Genomic DNA, 26,322 nt, shown 5'->3' with positions numbered 1-26,322 from the left:
GGCGCTGCGGCTGCTCCTGAAACCTGTTCTTACTTTGCAGGCGCGCCGCCCACCAGGCCCTGCAGCACCTCCAGCGTGGGGTAGCCATCGGCCACCAGGCCCCGGCTTTGCTGGTACTGGCGCAGCCCGGCGCGGGTGGCGGGGCCCAGCACGCCGTCGGGGGTGCCGGTGGCAAAGCCGCGCGCGTTCAGCGCCGCTTGCAGCTGGCGGGTTTGCTCGCGCGACAGGGGTTGCAGGCCACGCGGCCAGTCGGCCACCACGCCCGGGCCACCGTCCAGGCGCTGGGCCAGCAGGGCCACGGCCAGCGCGTAGCTGGTGGAGTTGTTGTAGCGCAGGATGGTGCGGAAGTTCTGCCCCACCAAGAACGCCGGGCCGCGTGCGCCTGCGGGCTCCAGCACGGCGGCCGAGGCCAGCGCAGGCAGCGGCTGGCCGTCCACCGTGCGCAGACCTTCGTCGGCCCACTGGGCGGCGCTTTGGCGCACATTCAGCTCGGCGCGTGCATGGCCAAAGCCTGGGGGCAGGCGCACTTCGGTGCCCCAGGGTTCCTGCGGCTGCCAGCCTGCATCGGCCAGAAAGCGGGCGGTCGAGGCCGCCACATCGGGGATGCTGCCCCAGATGTCACGGCGCCCGTCGCCGTCGGCATCCACCGCATGGGCCAGGAACACCGATGGCAAAAACTGCGTGTGGCCCATGGCCCCGGCCCAGGAGCCCACCATGGCTTCGGGGGCAATATCCCCCAGGTCGATGATGCGCAGGGCCGCCAGTAACTCGGCGCGCGCCCAGTCGCGGCGGCGGCCTTCGTAGGCCAGGGTGGCCAGCGCATCCACGGTGCGGAAGCTGCCGAAATTGCTGCCGTAGTTGCTCTCCATGCCCCAGATGGCGGTGATGACGGATGCGGGCACGCCATAGCGCGTAGCCGCCGCCTGGAGCGCGCCCTGGTGCTCGGCCCGCTTGGCCTGGCCCTGGGCGATGCGCTGCGCGGACACTGCGCCGTCGAGGTAGGCCCAGGGCGTGCGGGTGAATTCGGGCTGGTCGCGGTCCAGCTCCACCACGCGCGGTTGCAGCTGCGCCTGGGCGAGCACATGGCGCACGGTGTCGGGCCGGATGCCTGCGGCCAGCGCCTGGGGGGCAAAGGCGGCCAGCCAGGCGGCAAATCCGGCCTGTTCTGCCGTGGCGCCGGGCTGGCCTGCACCGGCGGTGCTGGCTGGGGCGGTTGCGGGGGGCGCAGTGGCCGAAGGGGCTGCCGGCGGCGCGGACGTGCAGCCTGCCACGGTGGCTGAGACGGTGATGGTGAGGGCGATGGGCAGCCACCATGCGCTGCGCGCGCGGTGGACGGGGAAGAGGTCGGTTGTCTGCATGCGCCATTGTCGTGCGATGGGCCGCGCTGAGGGCGCTCACCCCAGGGTATCCAGATGTATTACTTTGATGCTACAGAGTTGATAGCTTGTAGCGCTTGTCGCATATGCCCTGGAGGCCAAATGGACTGCAATACCGGTTACAGTTGCTGCCTCGCTTTCGCTTGAAGCCCATCGCCTGACAGCCATGCCTGCCCACACCTTCCTCTGGCACGACTACGAAACCTTTGGTGCCAACACGCGCCGAGACCGCCCGGCGCAGTTCGCCGCCATCCGCACCGATGCCGACCTCAACGAGATCGGTGAGCCGCTGATGATTTACTGCCAGCCGGCCAACGACTATCTGCCCGACCCACAGTCCTGCCTCATCACCGGCATCACCCCCCAGCTCTGCCTGGAAAAGGGCCTGCCCGAGCGTGAATTCGCGAACCGCATCGAGGCCGAGTTTGCCCAGCCCGGCACCATTGGCGTGGGCTACAACACCATCCGGTTCGACGACGAGATCACGCGCTTCATGTTCTGGCGCAACCTCATCGACCCCTATGCGCGCGAATGGCAAAACCAGTGCGGCCGGTGGGACTTGCTGGACGTGGTGCGCATGACCTACGCGTTGCGGCCCGATGGCATCCAGTGGCCCAAAAAGGAAGACGGCGCGCCCAGCTTCAAGCTCGAACACCTCTCCAAAGCCAACGGCCTGTTGCACGAGGCCGCACACGATGCGCTGTCGGACGTGCGCGCCACCATTGCCCTCGCACGCCTCATTCGCCAGCACAACGCCAAGCTGTTTGACTTTGCGCTGGCGCTGCACAAAAAAGACCGCGTGGCCGCCGAGCTGCGCCTGCCTGCCACGGCCATCACGGCGCGGCCGTTTTTGCATGTGTCGGGCATGTTTCCGGTGGAGCGTGGTTGCCTGGGCGTGATGTGGCCGCTGGCCAGCCACCCCACCAACAAGAACGAGCTGATCGCCTGGGACCTGGCCCACGACCCGCGCGAGCTGGCCACGCTGAATGTGGACGACATCCGCCTGCGCATGTTCACCCGCGCGGCCGACCTGCCCGAGGGCGTGGCGCGCCTGCCCATCAAAACCATCCACCTCAACAAGTCGCCCATGGTGGTGGGCAATGTGAACACCCTCACGCCCGCACTGGCGCAGCGCTGGGGCATCGACCTGGCCCAGGCCGCGCAGCACGCCGAGGTGGCGCGCAGCCTGCCCGACATGAGCGGCATCTGGCCCGCCGTGTTCGCCCGGCCCGCCGAGCCCGCGCCCGATGTGGACCAGGACCTGTATGGCGGCTTTGTCGGCAACAACGACCGGCGCTATTTGAACGACCTGCGCAGCATGTCGGGCGCCAAGCTGGCCACCGCCCGCACGGGCTTTGACGACCCGCGCCTGACCGAGCTGGTGTGGCGCTACCGGGCGCGCAACTTTCCGCAAACCCTCACGCCCGAAGAGCAGCAGCGCTGGGAGGCGCATCGCGCCGCCTGCCTGTTTGACGGGCAGGGCGGGGCGCGCACGGTGGAGCAGCTGTTCACCGAAATCGATACCCTGTCAGAGACTGCCGATGACGACCGCACGCAGGACATCCTGGGTGCCTTGTACGATTACGCCGAACACATCGCTCCGGAGAGGTGACTCCCCCCTGAGGCGCTGCGCGCCTTCCCCCCTGAGGGGGGACGCACCCGGTGGCCTGGCAAAGCCAGTTCCACGGGTGCGCTGGCGTAGAGGTCGCGCCAGTGTTCGTCGCCCCGCCTTGCACGTAGACCAGCAGAAACAGCGCAGATTTTTATGACGACACCGCAGAACCAAAGCTTCACCACCCAGATCGTGCATGCCGACCGCCTGGGCGGCGCCGAGCAGGGCGCTATTCACCAGCCCATCCACACCTCGGTGCAATACGGCTACGAAAAGGTCGAAGACCTGATCGCCGTGTTCCAGGGCACGGCCAAGGGCGGCTTCAACTACGCGCGCCAGGGCACGCCCACCACGGCGGCGCTGGAGGCCAAGATTACCAAGATGGAGCGCGGCCACGGCACCATCGTGTTTGCCACCGGCATGGCGGGCATCTGCGCAGTGTTCCTCACGCTGCTCAAGGCGGGCGACCACCTGGTGGCCAGCCAGTTTGTGTTTGGCAACACCAACAGCGTGCTGGGCACCCTGGCCGACCTGGGCGTGGAAGTCACCACGGTGGACGTGACCGACGCCGCCAACGTGGCCGCCGCGCTGCGCCCCAACACCCGCATGGTGTTTGTCGAAACCATTGCCAACCCCGGCACCCAGATCCCCGACCTGGAAGGCATTGGTGCGCTGTGCAAGGCGCATGGCGCGCTCTACGTGGTGGACAACACCGTGGCTTCGCCCTACCTGTTCCGCGCCTCTACGGTGGGCGCGGGGCTGGTGGTCAACTCGCTTACCAAAAGCATTGGCGGCCTGGGCGACGCGCTGGGTGGGGCCATCACCGACACCGGCCTGTACGACTGGTCGCGCTACCCCAACATCTTTGCCGCCTACCGCAAGGGCGACGCCAAGGGCTGGGGCCTGCAGCAGCTGCGCAAAAAGGGCCTGCGCGACATGGGCGGCACGTTGTCGTCCCACGCCGCCCACCAGTTGGCCCTGGGCGCCGAAACCCTGGCCCTGCGCATGGACCGCACCAGCGCCACGGCCCTGGCGCTGGCGCAGTGGCTGGAGGCCCACCCGGCCATCGCGCGCGTGCACTACCCCTTGCTGCCATCACATCCCCAGCATGCCATTGCCAGCAAGCACTTCAAGGCAGGTTCGTGGCTGCTGTCGTTCGAGCTGCGCAACCCCGACCAATGCCTGCCCGTGTGCAACCGCCTGCAGCTGCCCATCAAGGCCACAGGCCTGGCTGACACCCGCACGCTCATCATCCCGGTGGCCCACACCATCTTCTGGGAGGCCGGCCCCGCTGTGCGCGCCACCATGGGCATTGCCGACAGCATGATTCGCCTGTCGGTGGGCCTGGAAGAGGTGGAAGACCTGCTGGCCGACTTTGAGCAGGCGCTTGCCGGAGCCTGACCCGCCGCCTTCACTGCCCACCCTCGCCGGGAGCCCGCCATGGCCACAGCCACCTCCGCACCGCCCGCCAGCATCGGCAAATACCGCATCGAGCGCGAACTGGGGCGGGGCGCCAGTGGCATTGTTTACCTGGGGCTCGACGGCTTCCGGGGCCGCAAGGTCGCCATCAAGCAGACCCACGCCCACCTGCTCAAGGTGCCTGAGCAGGCCGAGCGCTACCGCAAGCTGCTGCGCAACGAGGCCGCGCTGTCAGGCCGCCTGCGCCACCCCAACATCGTGCGCCTGCTCGACGCCGACGAAGAGGCTCTGCCCCCGTACCTGGTGCTCGAATACGTGGACGGCCAGCCCCTGTCGGACTTTGCAACGCCCGATGCGCTGCTGCCCATGCCCCAGGTGCTGGACATCGCCTTCAAATGCTGCAACGCGCTGGACTACGCCTGCCGCGAAGGCCTGGTGCACCGCGACATCAAGCCCGCCAACCTCATGCTGGCGCGCGATGGGAATGTGAAGCTGACCGACTTTGGCGCCGCCCTGTCGCTGCGCAGCGATGCCACGCAGCTGGCGGGCCTGGTCGGCTCGCCGTCGTACATGTCGCCCGAGCAGGTGCGCGAGCAGGACCTCACGCACCATAGCGATATGTTCTCGCTGGCCGTGGTGGTGTGCGAGCTGCTCACCGGCCGCCGCCCGTTTGATGGCGACACCGACTTCGCCACCCTCTACAAGATCAGCCACGAAGCCCCCACGCCCCCCAGCCTGCTGCGCGCCGCGCTGCCGCCGCATGTAGACGAGGTGCTGCTGCGCGCCCTGGCCAAAGACCCCGCAGACCGCTTTGCCACTTGGCCCGACTTTGCCCAGGCCCTGCTCGCTGCCCACCGGGGTCTGCCCCGCCAGCGCTCGCAAGACACCGAGGCCGAACGTTTTGCCCGCCTGCGCGCACTGCCGTTTTTTGCCGACTTTCACGACGTGGCCCTGTGGGAGCTGATGCGCCTGGGCAGCTGGCGCCGCCTGGAGCAGGGCACCGTGCTCATGCGCGAGAACACCCCGGGCGACTCGTTCTGCATCCTCATCGAAGGCCAGGTCGCCATCAGCCGCCAGGGCTGGAACCTCAGCACCCTGGGCCCCGGCGTCACCCTGGGCGAAATGACCTACCTGCGCCCCGACAACAAGATGCGCACCGCCACCGCCGTGGCCGAAACCGAGGTGCTGGTCCTCAAGGTGCGCAACCCCGCGCTGCGCGAGGCGTCGGAGGATTTGCAGTCGCGGTTTGACAAGGCCTTTATCAAGCTGCTGGTGGGGCGGCTGATTGCGACCAACGAGCAGCTGGCGGAGTGGGAGTTGGTGGCTGCGCCCGGTGGGGGGATGCAGGAGGGGGTGGGGGATTGAGAGGGGGAGCGGCCGGTGGAGGTCCGCTCAAGCGAAGGGTCCGCCTTCAATAGCACTCAGGTGCGACACCGTCTCCGATGTAGATAAGCTGGCCGCTCTTGGTCAGCAACTGCGCACACTTCTTGTCGTATGTGGACTCGTGGTCGACAAGAAAGAACTCAACCCGTCGGTCCCTCACATCACGATACCTTACGGTATAGACGTGACCGGCTAGAAGCGTCACGGCCAGTTTGGCGTCAGCCCGGTCATGCTGTAGCCAACCGTCGTTGCGGGTGTGCAAGAGAGTCAGTTCGTGCGAACCGGGCGCAAGTAGAAGTTCCGACTTGTCGAGAAGGCCGCCTTGCCCATCTCTCGTGCTCTTGCCATCGACGGCAACCACCCAGATCTTGACATTTGGCATTCGAACTCGAGCGAGTTTCTCGGTCGGGAGAGTCGGTCCGTCATAGAACTTCGCGGGCTTCGGCGCTGCGCAGCCGGCAAGGAGCGAGAGTGTCAAGATTGCGATCAGTGGCTTCATTGGTGAACGAGGTGTGGATGATTTTGACTTGAAGGCTAACGTAACGCATCCCGCAGAACCCGCGGGTAAAACTGGACCGTGCTGGATATTCAGGATATTGATTCTTCCTGGAAGTGGCTTGCAGCCTGGGTTTGCAGGCGCGGGGCTGTTCAAACACCCAGGTATAAAAATTCCGACAAACCCGGCAAGTTTCAACCGCACAAACTATAGCTTGCGAACGGGTGGGGCCTGAGCCTTCCACGGGGCAGCTTTCGGCAGAGAGCAAGCCGGGTTGCGAGTCAATGTGGACTTCCGCCGTTTCCGAATTTGTGCGCCTATCCACCAAACCCCTGGTGCGCGACCTCCTTGGTTGGACATTGCAAATGCAAATGGTTATCATTTGATCGCCTGAGTACGCCACACCCCGTCCACCGCAAAAGGCTCCTCCAGGAGTTTTGCGATGGACCTGATGGGCACCCCCACCCACCCCCACACCCCTGACTGCGCCTCCACCTCTGTAGGCCTGCCGCCAGTCCCCGCCACCTTGCCCCAGTGGGAGCGCGCTATGCAGCGCGCCCGCGCCGCCGGGCAGATGGGCCAGATGGCCATGGCGCTGGCGTTTGAACAGCAGGCGTTGGCGCTGGCCTTGCGCCTGGTGCAGCAAACGCCCCCGGCGGGGCGTGAGGACGATTGCATTGCGGCCCTGGTGGTGTCGCACCTGAACGTGGCCGACTTGCAGGTGCAGGCGGCCGAGCCCGATGCGGCGGCGCGCTTGCTGGGCCGGGCCCATGGGCTGCTGCAGAGCCTAGTGGCGGATGGCCGGTGTGGCGCCGCGCTGCGCCAGGCGGCGTGGCGGCATGGGCGCGAAACGCATGCGGCCTTGCTCGCCCATGTGCGCAGCCATGGTCCCCATCCTGCCATTGCCCAGGCGCTTGCCGGGGGCGGGCTGGCTGGCCTGTCGTCCTGACGGCGAACCGGCCACCTCGCCGCTGTGGCCCGGCTGGCGTTGTGGCCCCTTCTTCTCGCACCGGCCAGCGTTGCCCGCGCCGGATGTTGTCCTTGCTTCCTTCTCTCAACCCGACTGAAAAACCATGCCTTACACGCTGCCTGCCTTGCCCTATGCCTACGACGCGCTGGAGCCGCACATTGATGCGCGCACGATGGAGATCCACCATTCCAAACACCACCAGACCTACATCAACAACCTGAACGCCGCGCTGGAGGGCACGCCCCATGCCGATCTGCCCATTGATGAGCTGGTGGCGCGGTTGGTGCTGCTGCCCGAAAACCTGCAGGGCGCCGTGCGCAACAACGGCGGCGGGCACGCCAACCACAGCCTGTTCTGGCGCGTGATGTCGCCCCAGGGCGGCGGGCAGCCAGAGGGCGCGCTGGCGCGTGCCATCGATACCGACCTGGGCGGATTTGCCGCGTTCAAGGATGCGTTCACCAAGGCGGCGCTCACGCGGTTTGGCAGCGGGTGGGCCTGGCTGTGTGTGGGCGCGGCGGGCCAGCTGGTGGTGGAGAGCACGGGCAACCAGGACAGCCCGCTGATGGCGGGGGCGATGTCGGGCAACACGCCCATCCTGGGGCTGGATGTGTGGGAACACGCCTATTACCTGCATTACCAGAACCGCCGCCCCGAGTACATCGCGGCGTTCTACAACGTGATCGACTGGGCCGAGGTGGCCCGCCGCTTTGCGCTCGCGCGGGCGTGACCGCCTTGCACAGTGATTCCTGTTCCTAGACCCACCTGTTGCCCACACCGGAGCCGCCGCCATGCAGATGCCGCCCAGTTCGCCCGACACCGCCTTGGAATCCCCTGCGCTCACCGCTGAAGGTGTGACCCCGCCCGCAGGGCACGCCCCGGCACTGCGCCGGCGGCAGTGGCTGGGCCTGGGCATTGTGTTGCTGGGCATCGTGGCTGCCGCTGCCCAGGCGTGGCAGTGGATGGCCAGCCAGCCAACGGTCGAGGCGGCCTGGTGGGGCGGCCTGGTGGCCGCGCTGGCCACCGCTTTGGGCACGCTGCCGGTGCTGTTGTCCCAGCGGCTGTCCGAGCGCGCGCAGGACACGCTGTTTGGTTTTGGCGCGGGCGTGATGCTGGCGGCCTGCGCGTTCTCGCTGATCATCCCGGGCCTCCACGCGGCGCGCGGGGCAGGGGCGGGCGCTTGGGGCGCGGGGGCCACGGTGGGCGGGGCCATTTTGCTGGGGGCGCTGGTGCTGCTGTGGATGGAGCGCCTGCTGCCGCACGAGCATTTCATCAAGGGCGTGGAGGGCGCCCCGGCGTCGCGCACGCTGCAGCGCACCTGGCTGTTTGTGTTTGCGATTGCGTTGCACAACCTGCCCGAGGGGCTGGCCATTGGCGTGGCGCATGCGGGCGGCGACCCGCTGCGGGCCAACGCGCTGGCCACGGGCATTGCCATCCAGGACGTGCCCGAGGGCCTGGTGGTGGCCATGGCGCTGCTGGCGGCAGGTTACCGGCGCGCGCTGGCGGTGGGGCTGGGCATGGCCTCGGGTCTGGTCGAGCCCCTGGGCGCCGTGCTGGGGGCGGCTGTCGTCAGCGCATCGGCCAGCCTGTTGCCCTGGGGGCTGGGGTTTGCGGCCGGGGCCATGCTGTTTGTGATCAGCCACGAGATCATTCCCGAGTCGCACCGCAAGGGCCACGAGGCCTGGGCCACGGGCGGGCTGATGGTGGGGTTTGTGGTGATGATGCTGCTGGATACTGCGCTGGGTTGAGTTGATTGCTATGTATTTGATAGCTATCAGGGTATGATGGTTGCGCGCAAGGGCCTGTTTTGGCTTGGGGTTTTCTGTCAGCAAGAACCGTTCGGGCTGAGCTTGTCGAGGCCTCGCGCAGCGCTTCGACAGGCTCAGCGTGAACGGTTTATGTCTTTTGAACGCATGCCGTTATCAGCGCCCGGGATGCCGATGGCAGACGCTCAGTGCGCCACGGTTTCCAGCAGCAATGCGTCGATCGGGGCGGGGCGGCCCAGGGCGTATCCCTGGGCAAAGTGCACACCCAGGCCGGTCAGCAGGTCCACGATGGCCTGGCTTTCGGCAAACTCCGCCACGGTCTTCTTGCCCATGAGGCAACCGATCTCGTGGATGGACTTCACCATGGCAAAGCTCACGGGGTCGTCGGCCATGTTCTTCACAAACTGACCGTCGATTTTGAGCATGTCCACCGCCAGCTCGCGCAGGTAGGCGTACGACGACAGGCCGCTGCCAAAGTCGTCGAGCGCGAACTGGCAGCCCCGCGCGCGCAGGGCCTGGAAGAAACGGTTGGCCGCTGCCAGGTCGCCCATGGCGGCGGTTTCGGTGATCTCGAAACACAGGCGGTCGCAGCGCACCGGGGTCTGGTCCATGGCCTGCAGCACCTGGCCCAGGAAGGCGGCGTCGCCCACCGACTGGCCCGAGAGGTTGATGCAGCACAGCTCCACCCCCTCTTGGTGTTCGGCCATCCACGCCAGGGTCTTTTTGATGACCCAGCGGTCCACACGGGCGGCCAACTGGTAGCGCTCCACGGCGGGCATGAATTCTCTGGGCGAGACCAGGCGGCCATCGGCCGTGCGCATGCGCAGCAGGATCTCGCAGTGCAGGCCACGGGGCTGGCTGCCATGTGCCGTGTCCAGGCGGGTGATGGGCTGGCCGAACAGCTCGAACCGGTCGTGCTGCAAGGCGTCCTCGATGCGGCTGACCCATTCCATGACGCCATAGCGTTGTGCCAGTGCCGGGTCGTTCTCGGCATAGACATGGATGCGGTTGCGCCCTCCGTCCTTGGCCACGTAGCACGCACTGTCGGCTGCTTGCAGCAGGGCTCCCACACTTTCCGTGGTGGCGTCAAGCGCCACCGCCCCGATGCTGACGCTCACGCTGAACACATGGTCGCGCCACGCAAAGCGGAATGCGGCCAGTTCCTGCTGCATGCGCTCTGCCACCTGCAAGGCCTGCTGCAGGTCCTGGGGCTGCAGGTGGGCCAGAAACAGATGTGCCACCTGCCGCAGTAGCTCGTCGCCTGCGGCATGGCCGCAGGTGTCGTTGATCACCTTGAAGTTGTCGAGATCGAGGTAGCACACGCAGTGGCGGGCGGCGCCATCGCGCGTGGCGGCAAAGGCCTGGGCCAGCAGGTTCTCGAATGCGCGGCGGTTGCCCAGGCTGGTGAGCGTGTCGTGCAGGGCCTGGAACTCCATTTCGCGGCTCAGCCGGCTGGCTTCGGTCACATCGCGAAACACCAGCACCACGCCGTCGGCATCCCCGCCGGGGCGCAGCAGGGGGGAGGCCGACAGGTCCATGAGCAACGGGGCGCCCGCCTGCGGCGTGGACCGCAGCTTGGAATGAAACTGGGTGCTGCCCTGTGCCAGTGCCCGGCCCACCAGATCGGGGGCTGTGTCGGTGCCGGGCTCGGTGCCCAGGCCCAGCACATCCTGGTGCCTGCGCCCGCAGGCGGCGGCCAGCGACCAGCCCGTCAGCGCCTGGGCGGCAGGGTTGAGATACTGCACCAGCCCCGCAGCATCGGTGGTGACCACAGCGTCACTGATCGATTGCAGGGTCACCTGCAGGCGCTCTTTCTGCTGCACCAGTGCCTCTTCGGCCTCGCGCCGCGCGGTCATGAAGCGCACCCGGTCCAGTGCCACGGCCAGGTGCCCGGCGGTGGCCTGCATCAGCGCGATCTGCCAGGGCTTGGGCGGCCGCACGCCTTCCTCGTCACCATAGGTGCCCATGCCCAGCGCGCCCAGGCGCTGGTCGGCCATGATCAGCGGCACGTTGACAATGGTGCGGTTGTGCAGTGTCGCCACCACGGCTTTGTTGGTGCGGGGGTCGGTGCGCGCGTCTTCCACCACCACGACGTGGGTGGCCTGCATGATTTCTTCGAGCAGCGCATCCCCCTTTACGGGGATTTTCATGGTCTGTAGCTGGCGGCTCAGGGCGCTCTCTTCGCCGCTGGTGGTGTGCGTGAGGAAATCGAGCATGCCCGAGGCTTCGTCGAAAAGCGCCAGCCAGACATGGCGATAGTCAAAAACGCTTTCGCCCATGGGTTTGACGGCTTCCAGCACGTCGGGCAAGGTCCAGGCGCGCTCCAGGCGTTTGCACAGCTGGAGCAGGGCCTCGGCGTGTCCGCGCTCTTCGGCTTCGTGGGGGGCTGCGGGGTGGTGGGGCAATGTCATGGAACGTGGTGGAGGGCGCTTTCCGGGAGCCCTGGAGCAAGGGTCAAAGTGCTGGATCGCTGCCGTGGCGCCGCTTGCGCGACCATGGGCAGAGCATAGGTACCGCCTCGGGGGGGCGCATGGTGGAAACCACGCATTGGCGTTGGTTGGGCTGCGCAGCCGACCCCGTTGCCTTTCGCCTGTGGCGCACTCAGTGCGAGCAGTGGAGGCAACGCTGAGGGGTGGCTGGTGCGCCCCCGAGAAAAAGCCAAGGCAGGATTCTGCTGCAAAATTTGTAGCTATCTGGGATTGATGGGCGGGCGGTAAGGCCTGATTTGATCCATTTTTACCCGAAAAACTGGTAACACACGGCAATGGCGGCCACCACGCCCGCCAGTTCGGCCAGCAGCGCGCAGCCCACCGCGTGCCGCGCGCGCTGAATGCCCACGGCCCCAAAGTACACGGCCAGTACATAAAAGGTGGTTTCGGTGCTGCCCTGGATGGTGGCGGCGGCCAGGGCGGCAAAACTGTCCACGCCCTGGGTCTGCATGGTCTCGATCAGCATGGCGCGCGCGGCGCTGCCTGAAAACGGTTTGACCAGGGCGGTGGGCAGGGCATCCACAAACCGCGCGTCGGCGCCCAGCGCAGCGACGCACCAGCGGATGCCGTCGAGCACATAGCCTAAAGCGCCCGAGGCGCGGAACACGCCCACCGCGCACAGCATGGCCACCAGGTAGGGCAGCAGGCCCTTGGCCACGTCAAATCCCTCCCGGGCGCCGTCGATGAAGGCTTCGTACACCGGTACCTTGCGCCACGCACCCAGGGCCACAAACAGCACCACCAGCGCAAACAGCGTGAGGTTGCCCAGCAGCGACGACAGCGAGGCCAGGGCGGCGGCGCTGAGCGTGGTGAGCAGCGCCATGAAACCGCCCAGCACCAGCGCCACGGGCAGCAGATAGGCCAGCACCACGGGGCTCCACAGCGGCAGGCGCTGCACCACGGCCACGCTCAGCAGCCCCACCAGGGTGGATGCTGAGGTGGCCAGCAGGATGGGCAGGAAGACCAGCGTCGGGTCGGGCGCGCCCTGCTGCATGCGGTACATGAAGATGGTGACCGGCAGCAGCGTGAGCGAGGACGCGTTGAGCACCAGAAACAGGATCTGCGCGTTGGTGGCAGTGTCGGGCTGCGGGTTCAGCTCTTGCAGCGACTTCATGGCCTTGAGCCCCATGGGCGTGGCGGCGTTGTCCAGCCCCAGGGCGTTGGCGGCAAAGTTCAGCGTGATCAGCCCCAGTGCGGGGTGGCCGCGCGGCACTTCGGGCATGAGCTTGGCAAACAGCGGCGCCAGCCAGTGCGCCAGGGCATCCACAAGGCCCGCCTTCTCGGCGATGCGCAAGAACCCCAGCCACAGCGTGAGCGTGCCAAACAGCAGCACCATCACCTCGACCGACAGCTTGGCCATCTGGAACAGCGCCTGCACCATGGCCGAAAAAATCTCGGCGTTGCCGCCCACCAGCCACTGGGCCAGCGCGGCCACCGCCGCCGTCAGGAAGAAGCCGAGCCACAGGGTGTTGAGCATGGGAGAGGATGGGCGAGAGGGCCGGTAAGGGTGGGCGTGTGGCTGAGGTTACACGCTGTCGGGGCGGGCCCGGGCCGGTGGCACCGGGTTTGGCCCTGCCACGACAGCCCCAGGGTTGTTCGCACGGGTGATTGCAGGGCAACGAGTAAACTATAGGGTTTTGCCGCGCGGGGCGACCCACGGCAAACACCCCCCAACCCACACACAAAGGTAACCCCCATGGGCGCGCAGTGGAAAGCAAAGGGCAAGGCACTGGTTGCCGATGCCAAGGGCAAGCTGTTTGGCAAGCTGGTCAAGGAAATCACCGTGGCCGCACGTGGCGGCGCCGACCCGGCCAGCAACTCGCGCCTGCGCCTGGTCGTCGAGCAGGCCCGCAAGGCCTCGATGCCCAAGGACACGCTGGAGCGCGCCATCAAGAAGGGCTCCGGCACCGGAGCCGATGCCGTCAACTACGAGCGCGTGATCTACGAAGGTTTTGCGCCCCACCAGGTGGCCGTGATGGTCGAATGCCTGACCGACAACGTCAACCGCACGGCGCCCGAGATGCGCGTGCTGTTCCGCAAGGGGCAACTGGGCACCTCGGGCTCGGTGGCCTGGGATTTCAACCATGTGGGCATGATCGAAGCCGAACCCGCCAACGGCGACGCCGACCCCGAGCTGGCCGCGATTGAAGCCGGTGCGCAGGACTTTGAAGCGGGCGACGAAGAAGGCACCACCACCTTCTGGACCGACCCCACTGATCTCGACCTGGTCAGCCGCGCGCTGCCTGCCCATGGGTTCAATGTGCTGTCGGTCAAGCTCGGCTACAAGCCCAAGAACCCCGTCAACCCCGCCAACCTCACGGCCGAGCAGCTCGAAGAGGTTGAAAACTTCCTGGCGGCCATCGACGGCAACGACGACGTGCAAAACGTGTTTGTGAGCCTGGGCGGCTGATACACGGTTGATACGCGGCCGCAGGCCCCTGCGGCCTGCGCCACCGCCACCGGCTCTCACACCACCCACCTTTCAATGACTGCAGACCACTACGCCGCCCTCGGGCTGGCGGCCAATGCGTCGCTGGCCGACATCAAGAAGGCCTTCCGGCAGAAGGCCTCGTTCTACCACCCCGACCGCAACGATGCGCCGGACGCGGCCCAGCGTTTTGCCCAGGTGCAAAAGGCCTACGAGGTGCTGTCCGACGACGAAGCCCGCCAGGCCTACGACGACAACCGGCGCCGCAACCTGCTGGACGATCCGCTGCAGACCGCGCAAGAGATCTGGCAGGCCTATTCGGCGCGCATTCTTTCTTCTTCCTGATCGCCTCTGTGAAACTTTCTCCCTACTTTCATGACCTGCGCTCTGCCTACCAGGCCGAGCTGGACGACCTGGTCTCCGACTCCGAAGGCAACGATGTGCTGCGCAAGCGCCTGGCAGAGAAGCGCAACGAAATTGCCTTTTTGGTGCAGATGATGGAGCTGGCCCCCGAGATGGTGGCCGTGGTGTTTCACCGGGGCTTTCGCTTCACCAAGCCCGCTGCGGTCGAGCACCTGCTGGGCCAGGCCGCCGACAGCCTGCCCGACTGGCACAGCCTGACCCATGCCATCGCGCTGGAGCCCTGGGCCACGAGCCTGGCGCAGACCGTGCTGCGTGAGCCCCAGGGCGCGCGCTTTCTGGCGGTGGCGGCCGGGCTGGAATACCTGCAGCAGCACGCGCGCCTGGCGCCTGCTGCCACTGCGCATGGCGATGGGGATGCCGAGGACGATGGTGAAGACGCGCTGGAACACGACGACGACTACAACGCGTTGAGCGCCGACGATGCGGTGGACCCGCACAACAGCCGTACGCGCGAAGAGTCCAGCGCCAACTGGCTGGCCGACGCAGGCTTTGAGCGCAAGGAATGACCATGAGCAGCAGCAACCAACACCTCGCCCTGATCACCAAAACCACCAGCCTCATTGCGGCCGGTGACATCGTGGGCGCCGAGTCGGCCCTGGCCGAGCTGGCCGACACCGACGGCGACGGCGCGCTGATGGTGGTGCTGGACCAGCTCGCGCCCAAGGACATCCTGGCCGTGATGCGCGAGTACGACGACTCCAAGGCGTCCGTGGTCAACATGCTGGTCACGCCCGAGCAGTTCGCGCGCGCCATGGTGCTGGAGAAGCAGTACAAAGACCTCACCCACACGCACCTGCGCAACATGGTCAACGCCGTGGTCTTCCGCGACGATGCCGACCCGGTGGAGTTCCTCACCGCCATTGGCGATCTAGAAGGTGGCGCCGAGGCCCTGGCCAACTACTTTGCCGAGAAGTGGAGCCGCGTGGAGGCCTTTGCGCGCACCGGCACCTTTGACGCGACCGAAGACTATGGCCTCACGCTGAGCGATGACGAGTTGCTGGCATCGGGCTACGTGCAGCCGCGCGTGGACCAGGACGAAGTGGCCGACCGCGACTGGATGCAGATGGCCTGGCTGCTGCGCTATGAATGCCGCGATCTGTTCATCGAAATGCTGCTGGTGCTGCGCGCCAAGGCCCGTGCGTTTGACCTGGGCCTGGAAGAGGGCGAGGACGCCCCCGCCGAGGAAGACGACGGCAAGTTCGAGACCAGCGAGACCGACCGGGGCAAGGCCACGCCCGCAGCCCGCGCGTCTGACGAAGAATCCGCGATCTAGAGAACATCCCCCTGTGGCGCTGCGCGCCTTCCCCCCTCTCCCGAATCACTGCGTGATTCGGGAGAGGGGGACACCGCCCTCGCTGCGGGGCGGCCCTTGCTCGGCGGTCCTGGCCTGGGGCCGCGCCAGTTGCAAAGAGCGTGAGCAACGCGATGGAGTACCTGCATGACCTTGCCCCCTACGACTGCTTCTGATTCGCCAGCGGGCGCCAATGCCCTGCAACTGCACGATGCGCGCCCTTTCTTTGAAAAGGCGCTGGTGCACGGCGTGCAGCACGGCATCCTCGGTGCGGACCGGCTCGCGGCCATCAACGCCGATGCGCCCAAGGGCATGGTGCAGATCGCGCGTTACTTTGGCAGCGAGTTTTTGCGGCCCGAGCTGGAAAAAGCGCGCGACCGCATGGTCAACCTCATCAGCCTGTACTTGCTGGAGACCACGGGCGGCGACCTGGCCGAGGCGGCCGTCTCGCTGCGCGACCACTCCTTTTTGTCTCGCTCCAAGGGCGGTTCGGACATGCTCAAGCGCCTGATTGCCATGCCCGAGAGCAGCAACTTCGGCATGGCCGGCTATGCCGATGCCGAAACCCCACTGCTGGCTGCCTGGTCGCTGCGCAGCCATGCCGACTACCGCGCCGAGCTGGCCCGGCGCAGCCAGATTGCCCAGGCCATTGCCGCTGCCGAGTGGCTGGCCGCGCAGTACGACCTGGACACCGACGAGCTGGAAACCGCCGGTGCCGACGCCGAGGCCGTGATCCGCACAGGGCTGCTGATGCAGGCGTTGAACCCCAAGGCCATGGCGGCCAGTGAGTGGCCCAGCGCCCCGGTGTTTGAAAAGCTGGTGACTGCACTGCGCAAAAAGAAGGCGCTCCTGCCGACGGCGCTGCGCCTGCCCCCCGGTGTGCCAGCAGCGTTGCGCGACGTGCTGCAAGTCCAGTGCGCCACCGTGCTGGCCGACCTGCCCAAGCTGCTGCAATCCGCTGCGCCCCTGCGCACCCTGTTGCGCCCCATGGGCGCCTTCAGGGCACGCTACTTCCTGCTGGACGACCCTCTGGCCGAAGTGGACAGCTTTCACCGCAGCCTGGATGTGCTGGAGGACGACGATGAGCCTCCACAGCCTGCCAGCAAGACATGGACCAAGGCGACCGGGGGCAACGACGATGAGCACTCGCTGCTCACGCTGTTTCTGTGCCTGGCCGCCGGCGCCCCCAAAAAGACGCTGCTGACCGAGAAAACCGCCGCCAGCCTGGTGCGCAAGATCCGCAAGACGGGCCTGCAGCCCGCGCTGGCCACCGACTTCATCCGCAGCCATGCGGCGGGCGCGTTCCAGCAGGATTACCTGGCGCTGTGGACCAGCTTTGTGCAGGACGCCCAGGCCACGCTCACCAGCGACCGGGACTACCAGATGCACGACGCCCTGGCCTTGCTGCGGCGCGAGTGCCACGTGGTGGGCTGAGAGCCTCCACAGGTTCAGCGCCACCGCCGCTGCGGTCACAGGGGGAAAGGGGCATTGGCGCGGGGCGCGCCTGCCTGCGGTGGCTGGCAGGTGGTCGCGGCTCTCGGTTAGTATCGCCAACGCCCAGCGTGCCTGCCGCCTTGTTCCGCCAAGGCCGCCCCACGCGCGGCGCCAGGACCGACCCGCCATCCTTCCACCCACTGCCGTCCCTCTGTGCACAGCCCCACCCTCGTTATCGTCGCGGCCATTCTTTCGGCGCTGGTGACAGTCGTGCTCTATGCGGTCTGGTATTTCAACCGGCACATACCGGGCCTGCGGCTGTGGATGCAGTCGTTTCTGTGTGCCACGGCGTACTGCATCAACCTGCTGGTGCGCGACCAGCTTCCATGGGCGCTGTGGGTGTCGGTGGTTCTGGCGCAGGGATCGATTGCGCTGGCGGCCTACCTGTGCTTTTTGGGCGGGCGGGCCTACATGGGGCGAGCGCCCGTGCCCCACTGGATTGCGGCTTGCACCATGGCCGGGTTGGTGGCGCTGTCGGTGTATTTCACGGAGGTGCAGCCCAATCCGGGCGCCCGCTTCGCGCTTTCAGGCCTGGTGGCCGGCGTGTTTTTTCTGTTGACCGCGCGCACCATGGCGCGGGGCGGTTTGCGCTCGGCACCCTTGCGCTATCTGTTTGCCGGTGTGCTGGGCGTTCATGGCAGCTTTGCGTTGTTGCGGCCCCTGCTGTTCAAGCTCGCCTTGCCTGCGGGGGCAATGGATCCCGAATCGGGCATGGTGGTGATGCTGTCGCAGTTTGTGGTGCTGGAGGCCATGCTGGCCCTGGTGCTGACGGCGTTTGGCGTGCTGATGCTGACCAACGAGTTCACCACCAGCGAGCTGCGCCACCTGGCCGAGGTGGACCCGCTCACCAACGTGTTCAACCGCCGGGCGTTCCTGACGCTGCTGGACAAGGCCATCAGCAACGCGCAGCGCACGCAGACCGCGCTGCCCGTGCTGGTCATGGACCTGGACCATTTCAAGAAGATCAACGACACCTGGGGGCACCGCGCGGGTGACGACGTGCTGCGCCACTTTGTGGCGCTGGCCAACCGCTGCCTGCGCAAGGAGGACGTGATCGGTCGCCTGGGCGGGGAGGAGTTCGCCATCTTTCTGCCCAACGCGGGCGGGGGCGGCGCCATTGCGGTGGCTGAGCGGCTGCGTGCCCTGGTCGAGGCGCACCCGGTGGTGACCGGGCAGCGCTCGATTGCCCTGACGGTGAGTGTGGGCGTGACCTTGTGCACCGGCGGGGAGACGGCCGACACCGCCCTGCAGCGCGCCGATGAGGCCATGTACCTGGCCAAGGAGCGGGGCCGCAACCGGGTGGAGATGCTGTCCCGGATGACCCTGGCCGCCGCTGCCTGACACTGCTTGGCGCTGTCTGCGCTGCCTGCGCTGTCTGGGGCAACGCAACGCGGTGGGGTGAGAACACCATCGCCTGTGTCGGCTGGCCGACCCCCGCGCATGATGGGCTCTGGCCTGGGGCCGGCCAGGGCTGCAGAATGCCTGCTTTCTCTTCCACTCCCTGCACGAGCGAGCAGACCCATGGCAGTGCCTCCCCCGCATCGCGCGCAGAGCGCCCCCTCCCACCCCGGTACGCCCGTCGCCCAGGGCCCTTCGGCGCAGCCCTCCGCCCCTTCGCGCCGGTCGTTTGTGCGCGCGGGCGTGGGCCTGGCGGCCGTGGGCGGCGCGGCGGTGGTGGGCGCAGGCTATTTCCTGTACCGGCCGGGCAATGACCGGCAGTTGGTGTTCGCCACCCTTGGCCAGGCCCTGCACGAGGTGGAACGCCTGAACGCCGCGTCGGTATACGCACTCGCGCCCGCCACGGCCTGGAGCTGGTCGCAGACGCTGGAGCACTGCGCGCAGAGCATCGAATACTCGCTGCAGGGGTTTCCGGCCCCCCGGTCGGCGCTGTTCCAGGCCACGGTGGGGGCGGCCGCCTTTCAGGTGTTCGCCCTGCGGGGCCGCATGAGCCACAACCTGGCCGAGCCGATTCCGGGCGCGCCAGCGCTCAACGCAACGGCCACCGATGCCAGCGCCGCCCTGGCCCGGCTGCACAAGGCCGTGCAGGATTTTGCGGCCCACACCGGGGCCCTGCACCCGCACTTTGCCTATGGGGCGCTGAGCCACGCGCAGTACGAGCAGGCGCACGCCATGCACCTGGCCAACCACCTGTCGGCCTTTGACGGGCGCACGCCGGCATAAGAACAGGTTCTAAACAAATCTCCTTGGCGGCCAGTGGGCGACCCCTGGGGGCAATCGCAGGCGGATTGATGCAAGTCAAGCGGTCATGGCGACCTGCCGGGGACGGGCCGGGGGGCTCCGCGTACCATGCCTTTGGACGGGGGGCGGCATCGCAGGCGTGGCCTGGCGTGCGCCCGCCGGCATGCCAACAAGGATGAACCATGGGCAGCAAGTGGAAGACATATGCGGCAGCGCTGGTGCTGCTGTTGCTGGGCGCGGTGCTGGTGGTGCGCTGGGCGCCCTGGCGCTCGCAGGGGCCGGGCCCCGGCTTCGTGAGCGGCAACGGCCGCATCGAGGCCACCGAGATCGCGGTGGCCACCAAGCTCGCGGGCCGGGTGCAGGACATCCTGGTGGCCGAGGGCGCGTTCGTGAAGGCCGGGCAGCCCGTGGCCCGCATGCAGATCGATGGCCTGCAGGCCCAGCGCGAAGAGGCCGTGGCGCGGCTGCAGCAGGCGCAGGTGGCCATCAGCAGCGCCCAGGTGCAGGTGGCGCAGCGCGAAAGCGACCACCAGGCCGCGCTGGCCGTGGTGGCCCAGCGCGAGAGCGACCTCGACACCGCCCGCCGCCGCTTGCCGCGCTCTGAGCAGCTGGCGCGCGAGGGCTTCTTCTCCAGCCAGCTGCTCGACGACGACCGCGCCAAGGTGCACAGCCTGCAGGCAGCCGTGCGCGCGGCCCAGGCCCAGGCCAAGGCCGCGCAGGCGGGCATTGGGGCGGCCCGCACCCAGGTGACCAGCGCCGAGGCCAACGTGCGCGCGCTGGAGGCCACGCTGGCGCGCATCGACGTGGAGCTGGCCGACAGCGAACTCAAGGCCCCGCGCGACGGCCGCGTGCAGTTCCGCGTGGCCCAGCCCGGCGAGGTGGTGGGCGCGGGCGGGCGCGTGCTGCAGCTGGTGGACCTGACCGATGTGTACATGACCTTCTTCCTGCCCGAGGCGGTGGCGGGCCGCGTGGCCCTGGGCAGCGAGGTGCGCATCGTGCTCGACGCCGCGCCCGGCATCGTGGTCCCTGCGGCCGTGTCGTTCGTGGCCAGCACCGCGCAGTTCACGCCCAAGACGGTGGAGACCGCGAGCGAGCGGCAAAAACTCATGTTCCGCGTGCGCGCGCAGATCGACAAGGCGCTGCTGCTGCGCCACCAGGAACAGGTCAAGACCGGCCTGCCGGGCGTGGCCTGGCTGCGGGTGGACCCGGCGGTGCCATGGCCTGCAGGGCTGGCCGTCAACACGGACTCCAAGGCCGCGCAGTGAGCCACAGCGCCGTCGCTGTCGCCGCTACCGCCACCGAGCCCGTGGCGCGCCTGCGCGGCGTGGGGCAGCGCTATGGCCGCACGGTGGCGCTGGACCACATCGACCTGGAGATTGCCGCGGGCCGCATGGTGGGCCTCATCGGGCCGGACGGCGTGGGCAAGTCAAGCCTGCTGGCCCTGGTGGCGGGTGCGCGCGCGGTGCAGCAGGGCCGGGTGGAGGTGCTGGGGGGCGACATGGCGCGCCGCCGCCACCGCAGCGCGGTGTGCCCGCGCATCGCCTACATGCCGCAGGGCTTGGGCAAGAACCTCTACCCCACGCTGTCGGTGGAAGAAAACCTGCAGTTCTTCGGCCGCCTGTTCGGCCACGGCGCGGCCGAGCGGCGCCGGCGCATCGACGCGCTCACGCACAGCACCGGCCTGCACCCGTTCCTGGCGCGGCCCGCGGGCAAGCTCTCGGGCGGCATGAAGCAGAAGCTGGCCCTGTGCTGTGCCCTGATCCACGACCCCGACCTGCTGATCCTGGACGAGCCCACCACGGGCGTGGACCCGCTGGCGCGCGCCCAGTTCTGGGACCTGATCGGCCGCATCCGTGCCGCGCGGCCCGGCATGAGCGTGATCGTGGCCACGGCCTACATGGAAGAGGCCCAGCGTTTTGAATGGCTGGTGGCCATGGACGAAGGGCGCATCCTGGCCACGGGCACACCGGCCGAGCTCATGGCCCGCACCGGGCACGGTGCGCTGGAGCAGGCCTTCGTGGCGCTGCTGCCCGAGGCCAAGCGCCGGGGGCACCGGCCCGTCGACATTCCGCCGCTGGACCACTCGCAGGCGGCCGAGGTGGCCATCGAGGCGCGCGGCCTGACCATGCGTTTTGGCGACTTCGTGGCGGTGGACCATGTGAGCTTTCGCATCCAGCGCGGCGAGATCTTCGGCTTTCTGGGCAGCAACGGCTGCGGCAAGTCCACCACCATGAAGATGCTCACCGGCCTGCTGCCCGCCAGCGAGGGACAGGCCTGGCTGCTGGGCCAGCCGGTGGACCCGAAGGACATGGCCACGCGGCGGCGCGTGGGCTACATGTCGCAGGCGTTTTCGCTTTACAGCGAGTTGTCGGTGGAGCAGAACCTGGTGCTGCACGCGCGGCTGTTCCATGTGCCCGCGCCCGAGATTCCCGGGCGTGTGGCCGGCATGCTGCAGCGGTTCGCGCTGCAGGAGGTGCGCGGCGCGTTGCCCATGCAGCTGCCGCTGGGTATGCGCCAGCGCCTGTCGCTGGCCGTGGCCATGGTGCACCAGCCCGAGCTCTTGATTCTGGACGAACCCACCTCGGGCGTGGACCCGATGGCCCGCGACAACTTCTGGCGCCTGATGGTGGAGCTGGCGCGGCGCGACAAGGTCACCATCTTCATCTCCACCCACTTCATGAACGAGGCCGAGCGCTGCGACCGCATCTCGTTGATGCACGCCGGGCGTGTGCTGGAGAGCGCTGCGCCGCAGGAGCTGGTGGCCCGCCGGGGCGCGGCCACGCTGGAGGAGGCCTTCATCGGCTACCTGGAGGACGCGGCGGGCCCGGGCGCTGCGGAGGCCACCGCCCCGGCCCCCCCGCCGACCTTACCGGTGCCTGCAGCGGCACCCGCCGCACCGGGCTGGCCCACCCGCCTGCGCCAGAGCCTGGCCCGCATCCACAGCACGCAATGGCGCGAATCGCTGGAGCTGCGCCGCGACCCGGTGCGCGGCGCGATGGCGCTGCTGGGCTCGCTCATCTTGATGTTCGTGATGGGCTACGGCATCAGCATGGACGTGGAGAACCTGCGTTTTGCGGTGCTGGACCGCGACCAGACCGCATTGAGCCGGGCCTACACGCAGAACTTGGCGGGCTCGCGCTACTTCACCGAGCAGCCGCCGCTGGCCACCTACGCCGAACTGGACGCCCGCATGCGGTCTGCCGAAATTTCGCTGGCGCTGGAGATACCCCCCGGCTTTGCGCGCGATGTGGCGCGGGGCCAGCCGGTGCAGATCGGCGCCTGGGTGGACGGCGCCATGCCGCAGCGCGCCGAAACCGTGATCGGCTACGCCCAGGGCATGCACCAGCAGTGGCTGGCCGAGGAAAGCCGCAGCCGCACGGGCATGGCGCCCCGGGGCCTGCTGGAGGTGGAGCCGCGCTACCGCTACAACCCCGACGTGCGCAGCCTGCCGTCCATGGTGCCCGCCGTGATCCCGCTGCTGCTGCTCATGCTGCCCGCCATGCTCACCGCGCTGGCCGTGGTGCGCGAGAAGGAGCTGGGCTCCATCATCAACCTGTACGTGACGCCCACCACCCGCACCGAATTCATGCTGGGCAAACAGCTGCCCTATGTGCTGCTGGCGCTGTTCAACTTCGGCCTCATGTGCCTGGCGGCGGTGACGGTGTTCGGCGTGCCCATCACCGGCAGCTTTGCCACGCTGGCACTGGCCGCGCTGCTGTTCAGCCTGTGCTCCACGGGCATGGGCTTGCTGGCCTCCACCGTCACGCGCAGCCAGATCGCGGCCATGTTTTTTGCCATGGTGGGCACCCTCATCCCGGCCGTGCAGTTTGCGGGGCTGATCAACCCCGTGTCGTCCATGACGGGCGCCGCGCGCTGGATGGGCGAGCTGTACCCGGCCAGCCACATGTTCACCATCAGCCGGGGCGTGTTCAACAAGGCACTGGGCCTGCAGGACCTGCAGTCCGAGTTCTGGCCCATGCTGGTGGCGGTGCCCGTCATCATCGGTGCGGCCATTGCGCTGCTGCGCAAGCAGGAGGCCTGACATGTCCTTGCGCGAGCGCGGCTCCCATATCTTGCGGCTGGGCATCAAGGAGCTGTGGAGCCTGTGGCGCGACCCGATGATGCTGTTCCTCATCGTCTACACCACCACGGTGGCGGTGTACACGGCGGGCATGGCCCAGTCCGAAACGTTGCACCACGTGCCCATCGCCATCGTCGATGAAGATGCCTCGGCGTTGTCCGAGCGCATCGCCTCGGCGTTCTACCCGCCGCAGTTCATGCGGCCCGCCATGATCGGGCCGCACCAGGTGGACCCGGGGCTGGACGCGGGCCGGTACACGCTGGTGCTGCACATCCCCGCGCATTTCCAGCGCGATGTGCTGGCAGGCCGGGTGCCGCAGGTGCAGCTCAACATCGACGCCACGCGCATGAGCCAGGCCTTTGTCGGCAACGGCGCCGTGCAGCAGATCGTGCAGCTGGAGGCCAGCGAGTTCGTGCAGCGCTACCGCGCCGTGGCCGTGCCGCCGGTGGATCTGTCGGTGCGCGCGCGGTTCAACCCCGCGCTGCAGCCCGCGTGGTTCGGCTCGCTCATGGAGCTGATCAACATCGTGACCATGCTCTCCACCATCCTCACCGGCGCGGCGCTGATCCGCGAGCGCGAGCACGGCACGGTGGAGCATCTGCTGGTGATGCCCGTCACGCCCGGCGAGATCATGCTGGCCAAGGTTTGGGCCATGGCGCTGGTGGTGCTGGTGGCCGTGTGGGTGTCGCTCACCGTGGTGATCCGCTGGGGCATCGGCGTGCCCATCGAGGGCTCGGTGCCGCTGTTCTTGCTGGGGGCGGCGCTGCACCTGTTTGCCACCACCTCCATGGGCATCTTCCTGGCCACGGTGGCGCGCACCATGCCGCAGTTCGGCCTGCTCATGGTGCTCACCATGATGCCGCTGCAGATGCTCTCGGGCGGCGTCACCCCGCGCGAGAGCATGCCGCTGTGGGTGCAGTACGGCATGGCGCTGGCACCCACCACGCATTTCACCGAGCTGGCCCAGGCCATCCTCTACCGGGGCGCGGGCTGGGCGGTGGTGTGGCCGTCGCTGGTGTGGCTGCTGGGGATCGGCGCGGTGCTGTTTGCGCTGGCGCTGGCGCGGTTCCGCAAGACCATTGCGCGCATGGCGTAGCGGTTTTCGGTGGTTTGCTATTAAAAATATAGCTTCTAGCGCTTTGTGGATAAGCGCTAGCGGCCATTTTTATAGAAAGCTCACTTTTTCGGGCCGCCCCGGCAGGTGCAGCTGCGCGGCCGGCGCGGGCTGGCGCGCCAGCAGCTTGCCGCGCCGCCACACGCCCAGGCGGGCCGCGCGCAGGCGGATCGCATCGGCCGGGTGGCGCGCGTGCAGCAGCACGAAGTCGGCAAACGCGCCGGGCACCAGGCCATAACCCTCCAGCCCCAGCAGGCGCGCGGGGTTTACCGTCACCGCGTCAAAGCACTGGCGCATCGCGGCCTGGCTGGTCATCTGGCCCACGTGCAGGCCCATGTGCGCGGCCTCCAGCATGTCGGCGCTGCCGCCGCTGTACCAGGGGTCGAGCACGCAGTCGTGGCCAAAGGCCACCGTGAGGCCGGCGGCCATCAGCTCGGGCACGCGGGTCATGCCCCGGCGCTTGGGGTAGGTGTCGTGGCGGCCCTGCAGCGTGATGTTGATGAGCGGGTTGGCCACCACGCCCAGGTCGGCCTCGGCCATCAGCGCCATCAGCTTGCTCACGTAGTAGTTGTCCATGCTGTGCATGGAGGTGAGGTGCGAGCCTGTGACGCGGCCGTGCAGGCCCAGGCGCTGGGTTTCGTACGCCAGCGTCTCGACATGGCGCGAGTGTGGGTCGTCGGACTCGTCGCAGTGCATGTCCACGCGCTTGCCTTGGCTGGCGGCCAGCTCGCACAGGATCTTCACGCTCTCGGCCCCCTGGGCCATGGTGCGCTCGAAGTGGGGGATGCCGCCCACCACGTCCACGCCCAGGGCGAGCGCGCGTTTCAGGTTCTCGAGCCCGCCGGGCGCGCGCAGCACGCCGTCCTGCGGAAAGGCCACGAGCTGCAGGTCCAGGTAGGGCGCCACGCGTTGTTTCACGTCCAGCAGCGCCTGCACGGGCAGCAGGCTCGCGTGGCTGGTGTCCACATGGCTGCGGATGGCCAGCAGCCCGCGTGCCACGGCCATGTCGCAGTACTGCAGCGCGCGCTGCACGATGGCCTCGTGCGTGAGCGTGGGCTTGAGTTCGCCCCACAGTGCAATGCCTTCGAGCAAGGTGCCGCTCTCGTTCACACGCGGCTGGCCGTAGCTCAGCGTGGAGTCCATGTGGAAATGGGCGTCCACAAACGGCGGACTCACCAGCAGGCCGCCCGCATCCACCGTCTCATGCGCGGGGGCCTGCAGGCCTTCGGTCACTTCGGTGATGCGGCCGTCTTGCACGGCAATCGACATGTTCTGGCGGCCGTCGGGCAGGGTGGCGTGGGTGATGAGCAGGTCGAGCATGGTGAGAGAGTGTAGATATTCGTCTGAACGCGCAGGCACACTGCATGGTCTCAAGAAGAAAGGGGTATCCGATGAATGCGCATGAAAAGCTGAACTATGTCGAATTTGCGGCACGCGACCTGCCGGCCACCAAGTCGTTCTTTGAACAGGCCTTTGCGTGGGCCTTTGTGGACTACGGCCCGGAATACACGGCCTTCTCGGGCCAGGGGCTGGACGGCGGCTTCTTTCAGGCCAGCCTGTGCTCCACCCCCGCCACCGGCGGCGCCTTGCTGGTGTTCTACAGCGCAGACCTCGAAGCCACGCTGGCCAAGGTGATGCAGGCGGGGGGCCGCATCGCCAAGCCGGTGTTTGACTTTCCGGGAGGGCGGCGCTTTCACTTCACCGAGCCCAGTGGCAACGAGTTCGCGGTGTGGTCGGATCAGACGGTGTGAGTGAATCCGGCGTGGCCGAGCGGGCATGGCGGG

Annotated in this window: 22 protein-coding genes; 17 read left to right on the top strand and 5 right to left on the bottom strand. The window is 67.8% G+C overall.

What is annotated here, in order from left to right; translation table 11 throughout:
• Positions 1-29 precede the first annotated feature (29 nt).
• Positions 30-1,358 carry a lytic murein transglycosylase gene (locus DBV10_RS12545; RefSeq protein ID WP_124513980.1) on the bottom strand — a complete coding sequence of 443 codons (1,329 nt, stop codon included), beginning with the start codon at positions 1,356-1,358 and terminating at the stop codon, positions 30-32.
• Between the two features lie 184 nt (positions 1,359-1,542).
• On the opposite strand from DBV10_RS12545, the gene sbcB reads away from it, so the two are divergent.
• The 3 genes from sbcB to DBV10_RS12525 all read left to right on the top strand — a co-directional run bounded on the left by sbcB (position 1,543) and on the right by DBV10_RS12525 (position 5,772).
• Positions 1,543-2,988: an exodeoxyribonuclease I gene (gene sbcB / locus DBV10_RS12540; protein ID WP_124513979.1), complete on the top strand. Its 1,446-nt coding sequence runs from the start codon at positions 1,543-1,545 to the stop codon at positions 2,986-2,988.
• Positions 2,989-3,141: 153 nt separating this feature from the next.
• Positions 3,142-4,389, top strand: a complete 1,248-nt coding sequence (locus DBV10_RS12530) for a cystathionine gamma-synthase family protein (protein ID WP_124513977.1) — start codon at positions 3,142-3,144, stop codon at positions 4,387-4,389.
• Positions 4,390-4,428: 39 nt separating this feature from the next.
• Positions 4,429-5,772 (top strand): protein kinase, encoded by a 1,344-nt coding sequence (locus DBV10_RS12525; RefSeq protein WP_124513976.1) that lies wholly within the window; start codon positions 4,429-4,431, stop codon positions 5,770-5,772.
• Between the two features lie 46 nt (positions 5,773-5,818).
• On the opposite strand, the gene DBV10_RS12520 is transcribed toward DBV10_RS12525, so the two are convergent.
• Positions 5,819-6,289: a hypothetical protein gene (locus tag DBV10_RS12520; RefSeq protein WP_124513975.1), complete on the bottom strand. Its 471-nt coding sequence runs from the start codon at positions 6,287-6,289 to the stop codon at positions 5,819-5,821.
• A 439-nt stretch (positions 6,290-6,728) separates the two neighbouring features.
• On the opposite strand from DBV10_RS12520, the gene DBV10_RS12515 reads away from it, so the two are divergent.
• The 3 genes from DBV10_RS12515 (at position 6,729) to DBV10_RS12505 (ending at position 9,001) form a co-directional block, all read left to right on the top strand.
• Positions 6,729-7,235, top strand: a complete 507-nt coding sequence (locus DBV10_RS12515; RefSeq protein WP_124513974.1) for a hypothetical protein — start codon at positions 6,729-6,731, stop codon at positions 7,233-7,235.
• A 124-nt stretch (positions 7,236-7,359) separates the two neighbouring features.
• Entirely contained in the window at positions 7,360-7,983 is a 624-nt protein-coding gene (locus DBV10_RS12510) for a superoxide dismutase (protein ID WP_124513973.1), read from the top strand.
• A 61-nt stretch (positions 7,984-8,044) separates the two neighbouring features.
• Positions 8,045-9,001: a ZIP family metal transporter gene (locus DBV10_RS12505; protein WP_124513972.1), complete on the top strand. Its 957-nt coding sequence runs from the start codon at positions 8,045-8,047 to the stop codon at positions 8,999-9,001.
• Between the two features lie 203 nt (positions 9,002-9,204).
• Here DBV10_RS12505 and DBV10_RS12500 read toward each other — a convergent pair whose 3' ends face one another.
• Together DBV10_RS12500 and DBV10_RS12495 are read right to left on the bottom strand one after the other, a co-directional pair.
• Complete coding sequence (locus tag DBV10_RS12500; protein WP_124513971.1) at positions 9,205-11,430, bottom strand: EAL domain-containing protein; 2,226 nt, start codon at positions 11,428-11,430, stop codon at positions 9,205-9,207.
• A 325-nt stretch (positions 11,431-11,755) separates the two neighbouring features.
• Positions 11,756-12,985 carry a nucleoside recognition domain-containing protein gene (locus tag DBV10_RS12495; RefSeq protein WP_124513970.1) on the bottom strand — a complete coding sequence of 410 codons (1,230 nt, stop codon included), beginning with the start codon at positions 12,983-12,985 and terminating at the stop codon, positions 11,756-11,758.
• A gap of 219 nt (positions 12,986-13,204) precedes the next feature.
• Here DBV10_RS12495 and DBV10_RS12490 point away from each other — a divergent pair, with 219 nt between their 5' ends.
• From DBV10_RS12490 to DBV10_RS12445, 10 genes are all read left to right on the top strand, one after another.
• On the top strand, positions 13,205-13,918 hold the full coding sequence (locus DBV10_RS12490; protein WP_124513969.1) for a YebC/PmpR family DNA-binding transcriptional regulator: 714 nt from the start codon (positions 13,205-13,207) through the stop codon (positions 13,916-13,918).
• A 75-nt stretch (positions 13,919-13,993) separates the two neighbouring features.
• Positions 13,994-14,281 carry a DnaJ domain-containing protein gene (locus DBV10_RS12485; RefSeq protein WP_063460432.1) on the top strand — a complete coding sequence of 96 codons (288 nt, stop codon included), beginning with the start codon at positions 13,994-13,996 and terminating at the stop codon, positions 14,279-14,281.
• An 8-nt stretch (positions 14,282-14,289) separates the two neighbouring features.
• Positions 14,290-14,865, top strand: a complete 576-nt coding sequence (locus tag DBV10_RS12480) for a hypothetical protein (protein WP_124513968.1) — start codon at positions 14,290-14,292, stop codon at positions 14,863-14,865.
• Between the two features lie 2 nt (positions 14,866-14,867).
• The gene (locus tag DBV10_RS12475) at positions 14,868-15,632 is read left to right on the top strand and encodes a hypothetical protein (RefSeq protein WP_124513967.1); all 765 of its coding nucleotides are present in this window, start codon (positions 14,868-14,870) and stop codon (positions 15,630-15,632) included.
• 165 nt (positions 15,633-15,797) lie between these two features.
• A complete protein-coding gene (locus DBV10_RS12470; protein WP_124513966.1) occupies positions 15,798-17,084 on the top strand; it encodes a hypothetical protein in 1,287 nt (428 codons plus the stop codon).
• Positions 17,085-17,297: 213 nt separating this feature from the next.
• Positions 17,298-18,485, top strand: coding sequence for a GGDEF domain-containing protein (locus DBV10_RS12465; protein ID WP_124513965.1), 1,188 nt, complete (start codon positions 17,298-17,300; stop codon positions 18,483-18,485).
• Positions 18,486-18,665: 180 nt separating this feature from the next.
• On the top strand, positions 18,666-19,325 hold the full coding sequence (locus DBV10_RS12460) for a DUF1569 domain-containing protein (RefSeq protein WP_124513964.1): 660 nt from the start codon (positions 18,666-18,668) through the stop codon (positions 19,323-19,325).
• Between the two features lie 200 nt (positions 19,326-19,525).
• Positions 19,526-20,608, top strand: coding sequence for an HlyD family secretion protein (locus DBV10_RS12455; protein ID WP_124513963.1), 1,083 nt, complete (start codon positions 19,526-19,528; stop codon positions 20,606-20,608).
• A complete protein-coding gene (rbbA, locus tag DBV10_RS12450; RefSeq protein WP_370451162.1) occupies positions 20,560-23,385 on the top strand; it encodes a ribosome-associated ATPase/putative transporter RbbA in 2,826 nt (941 codons plus the stop codon). The genes DBV10_RS12455 and rbbA overlap by 49 nt, the downstream gene beginning before the upstream one ends.
• A 1-nt stretch (position 23,386) precedes the next feature.
• Complete coding sequence (locus DBV10_RS12445; RefSeq protein ID WP_124513961.1) at positions 23,387-24,520, top strand: ABC transporter permease; 1,134 nt, start codon at positions 23,387-23,389, stop codon at positions 24,518-24,520.
• A gap of 69 nt (positions 24,521-24,589) precedes the next feature.
• Here the strand turns inward: DBV10_RS12445 and DBV10_RS12440 are convergent, their stop codons facing one another.
• The gene (locus tag DBV10_RS12440; protein WP_124513960.1) at positions 24,590-25,858 is read right to left on the bottom strand and encodes an amidohydrolase family protein; all 1,269 of its coding nucleotides are present in this window, start codon (positions 25,856-25,858) and stop codon (positions 24,590-24,592) included.
• Between the two features lie 71 nt (positions 25,859-25,929).
• Here DBV10_RS12440 and DBV10_RS12435 point away from each other — a divergent pair, with 71 nt between their 5' ends.
• The gene (locus DBV10_RS12435) at positions 25,930-26,289 is read left to right on the top strand and encodes a VOC family protein (protein WP_124513959.1); all 360 of its coding nucleotides are present in this window, start codon (positions 25,930-25,932) and stop codon (positions 26,287-26,289) included.
• Positions 26,290-26,322: the final 33 nt, after the last annotated feature.

It is taken from the genome of Acidovorax sp. FJL06, assembly GCF_003852545.1.
In the GTDB taxonomy this organism is placed as follows: Bacteria; Pseudomonadota; Gammaproteobacteria; order Burkholderiales; family Burkholderiaceae_C; genus Acidovorax.
This window is presented reverse-complemented; position numbering and strand designations above follow the sequence as displayed.

Excerpts from the sequence above, each read along its gene's own strand:
- DBV10_RS12545 (WP_124513980.1), bottom strand. The coding sequence starts at position 1,358 with ATGCAGACAACCGACCTCTTCCCCGTCCACCGCGCGCGCAGCGCATGG.
- sbcB (WP_124513979.1), top strand. The coding sequence starts at position 1,543 with ATGCCTGCCCACACCTTCCTCTGGCACGACTACGAAACCTTTGGTGCC.
- DBV10_RS12530 (WP_124513977.1), top strand. The coding sequence starts at position 3,142 with ATGACGACACCGCAGAACCAAAGCTTCACCACCCAGATCGTGCATGCC.
- DBV10_RS12525 (WP_124513976.1), top strand. The coding sequence starts at position 4,429 with ATGGCCACAGCCACCTCCGCACCGCCCGCCAGCATCGGCAAATACCGC.
- DBV10_RS12520 (WP_124513975.1), bottom strand. The coding sequence starts at position 6,289 with ATGAAGCCACTGATCGCAATCTTGACACTCTCGCTCCTTGCCGGCTGC.
- DBV10_RS12515 (WP_124513974.1), top strand. The coding sequence starts at position 6,729 with ATGGACCTGATGGGCACCCCCACCCACCCCCACACCCCTGACTGCGCC.
- DBV10_RS12510 (WP_124513973.1), top strand. The coding sequence starts at position 7,360 with ATGCCTTACACGCTGCCTGCCTTGCCCTATGCCTACGACGCGCTGGAG.
- DBV10_RS12505 (WP_124513972.1), top strand. The coding sequence starts at position 8,045 with ATGCAGATGCCGCCCAGTTCGCCCGACACCGCCTTGGAATCCCCTGCG.
- DBV10_RS12500 (WP_124513971.1), bottom strand. The coding sequence starts at position 11,430 with ATGACATTGCCCCACCACCCCGCAGCCCCCCACGAAGCCGAAGAGCGC.
- DBV10_RS12495 (WP_124513970.1), bottom strand. The coding sequence starts at position 12,985 with ATGCTCAACACCCTGTGGCTCGGCTTCTTCCTGACGGCGGCGGTGGCC.
- DBV10_RS12490 (WP_124513969.1), top strand. The coding sequence starts at position 13,205 with ATGGGCGCGCAGTGGAAAGCAAAGGGCAAGGCACTGGTTGCCGATGCC.
- DBV10_RS12485 (WP_063460432.1), top strand. The coding sequence starts at position 13,994 with ATGACTGCAGACCACTACGCCGCCCTCGGGCTGGCGGCCAATGCGTCG.
- DBV10_RS12475 (WP_124513967.1), top strand. The coding sequence starts at position 14,868 with ATGAGCAGCAGCAACCAACACCTCGCCCTGATCACCAAAACCACCAGC.
- DBV10_RS12470 (WP_124513966.1), top strand. The coding sequence starts at position 15,798 with ATGACCTTGCCCCCTACGACTGCTTCTGATTCGCCAGCGGGCGCCAAT.
- DBV10_RS12460 (WP_124513964.1), top strand. The coding sequence starts at position 18,666 with ATGGCAGTGCCTCCCCCGCATCGCGCGCAGAGCGCCCCCTCCCACCCC.
- DBV10_RS12455 (WP_124513963.1), top strand. The coding sequence starts at position 19,526 with ATGGGCAGCAAGTGGAAGACATATGCGGCAGCGCTGGTGCTGCTGTTG.
- rbbA (WP_370451162.1), top strand. The coding sequence starts at position 20,560 with ATGGCCTGCAGGGCTGGCCGTCAACACGGACTCCAAGGCCGCGCAGTG.
- DBV10_RS12445 (WP_124513961.1), top strand. The coding sequence starts at position 23,387 with ATGTCCTTGCGCGAGCGCGGCTCCCATATCTTGCGGCTGGGCATCAAG.
- DBV10_RS12440 (WP_124513960.1), bottom strand. The coding sequence starts at position 25,858 with ATGCTCGACCTGCTCATCACCCACGCCACCCTGCCCGACGGCCGCCAG.
- DBV10_RS12435 (WP_124513959.1), top strand. The coding sequence starts at position 25,930 with ATGAATGCGCATGAAAAGCTGAACTATGTCGAATTTGCGGCACGCGAC.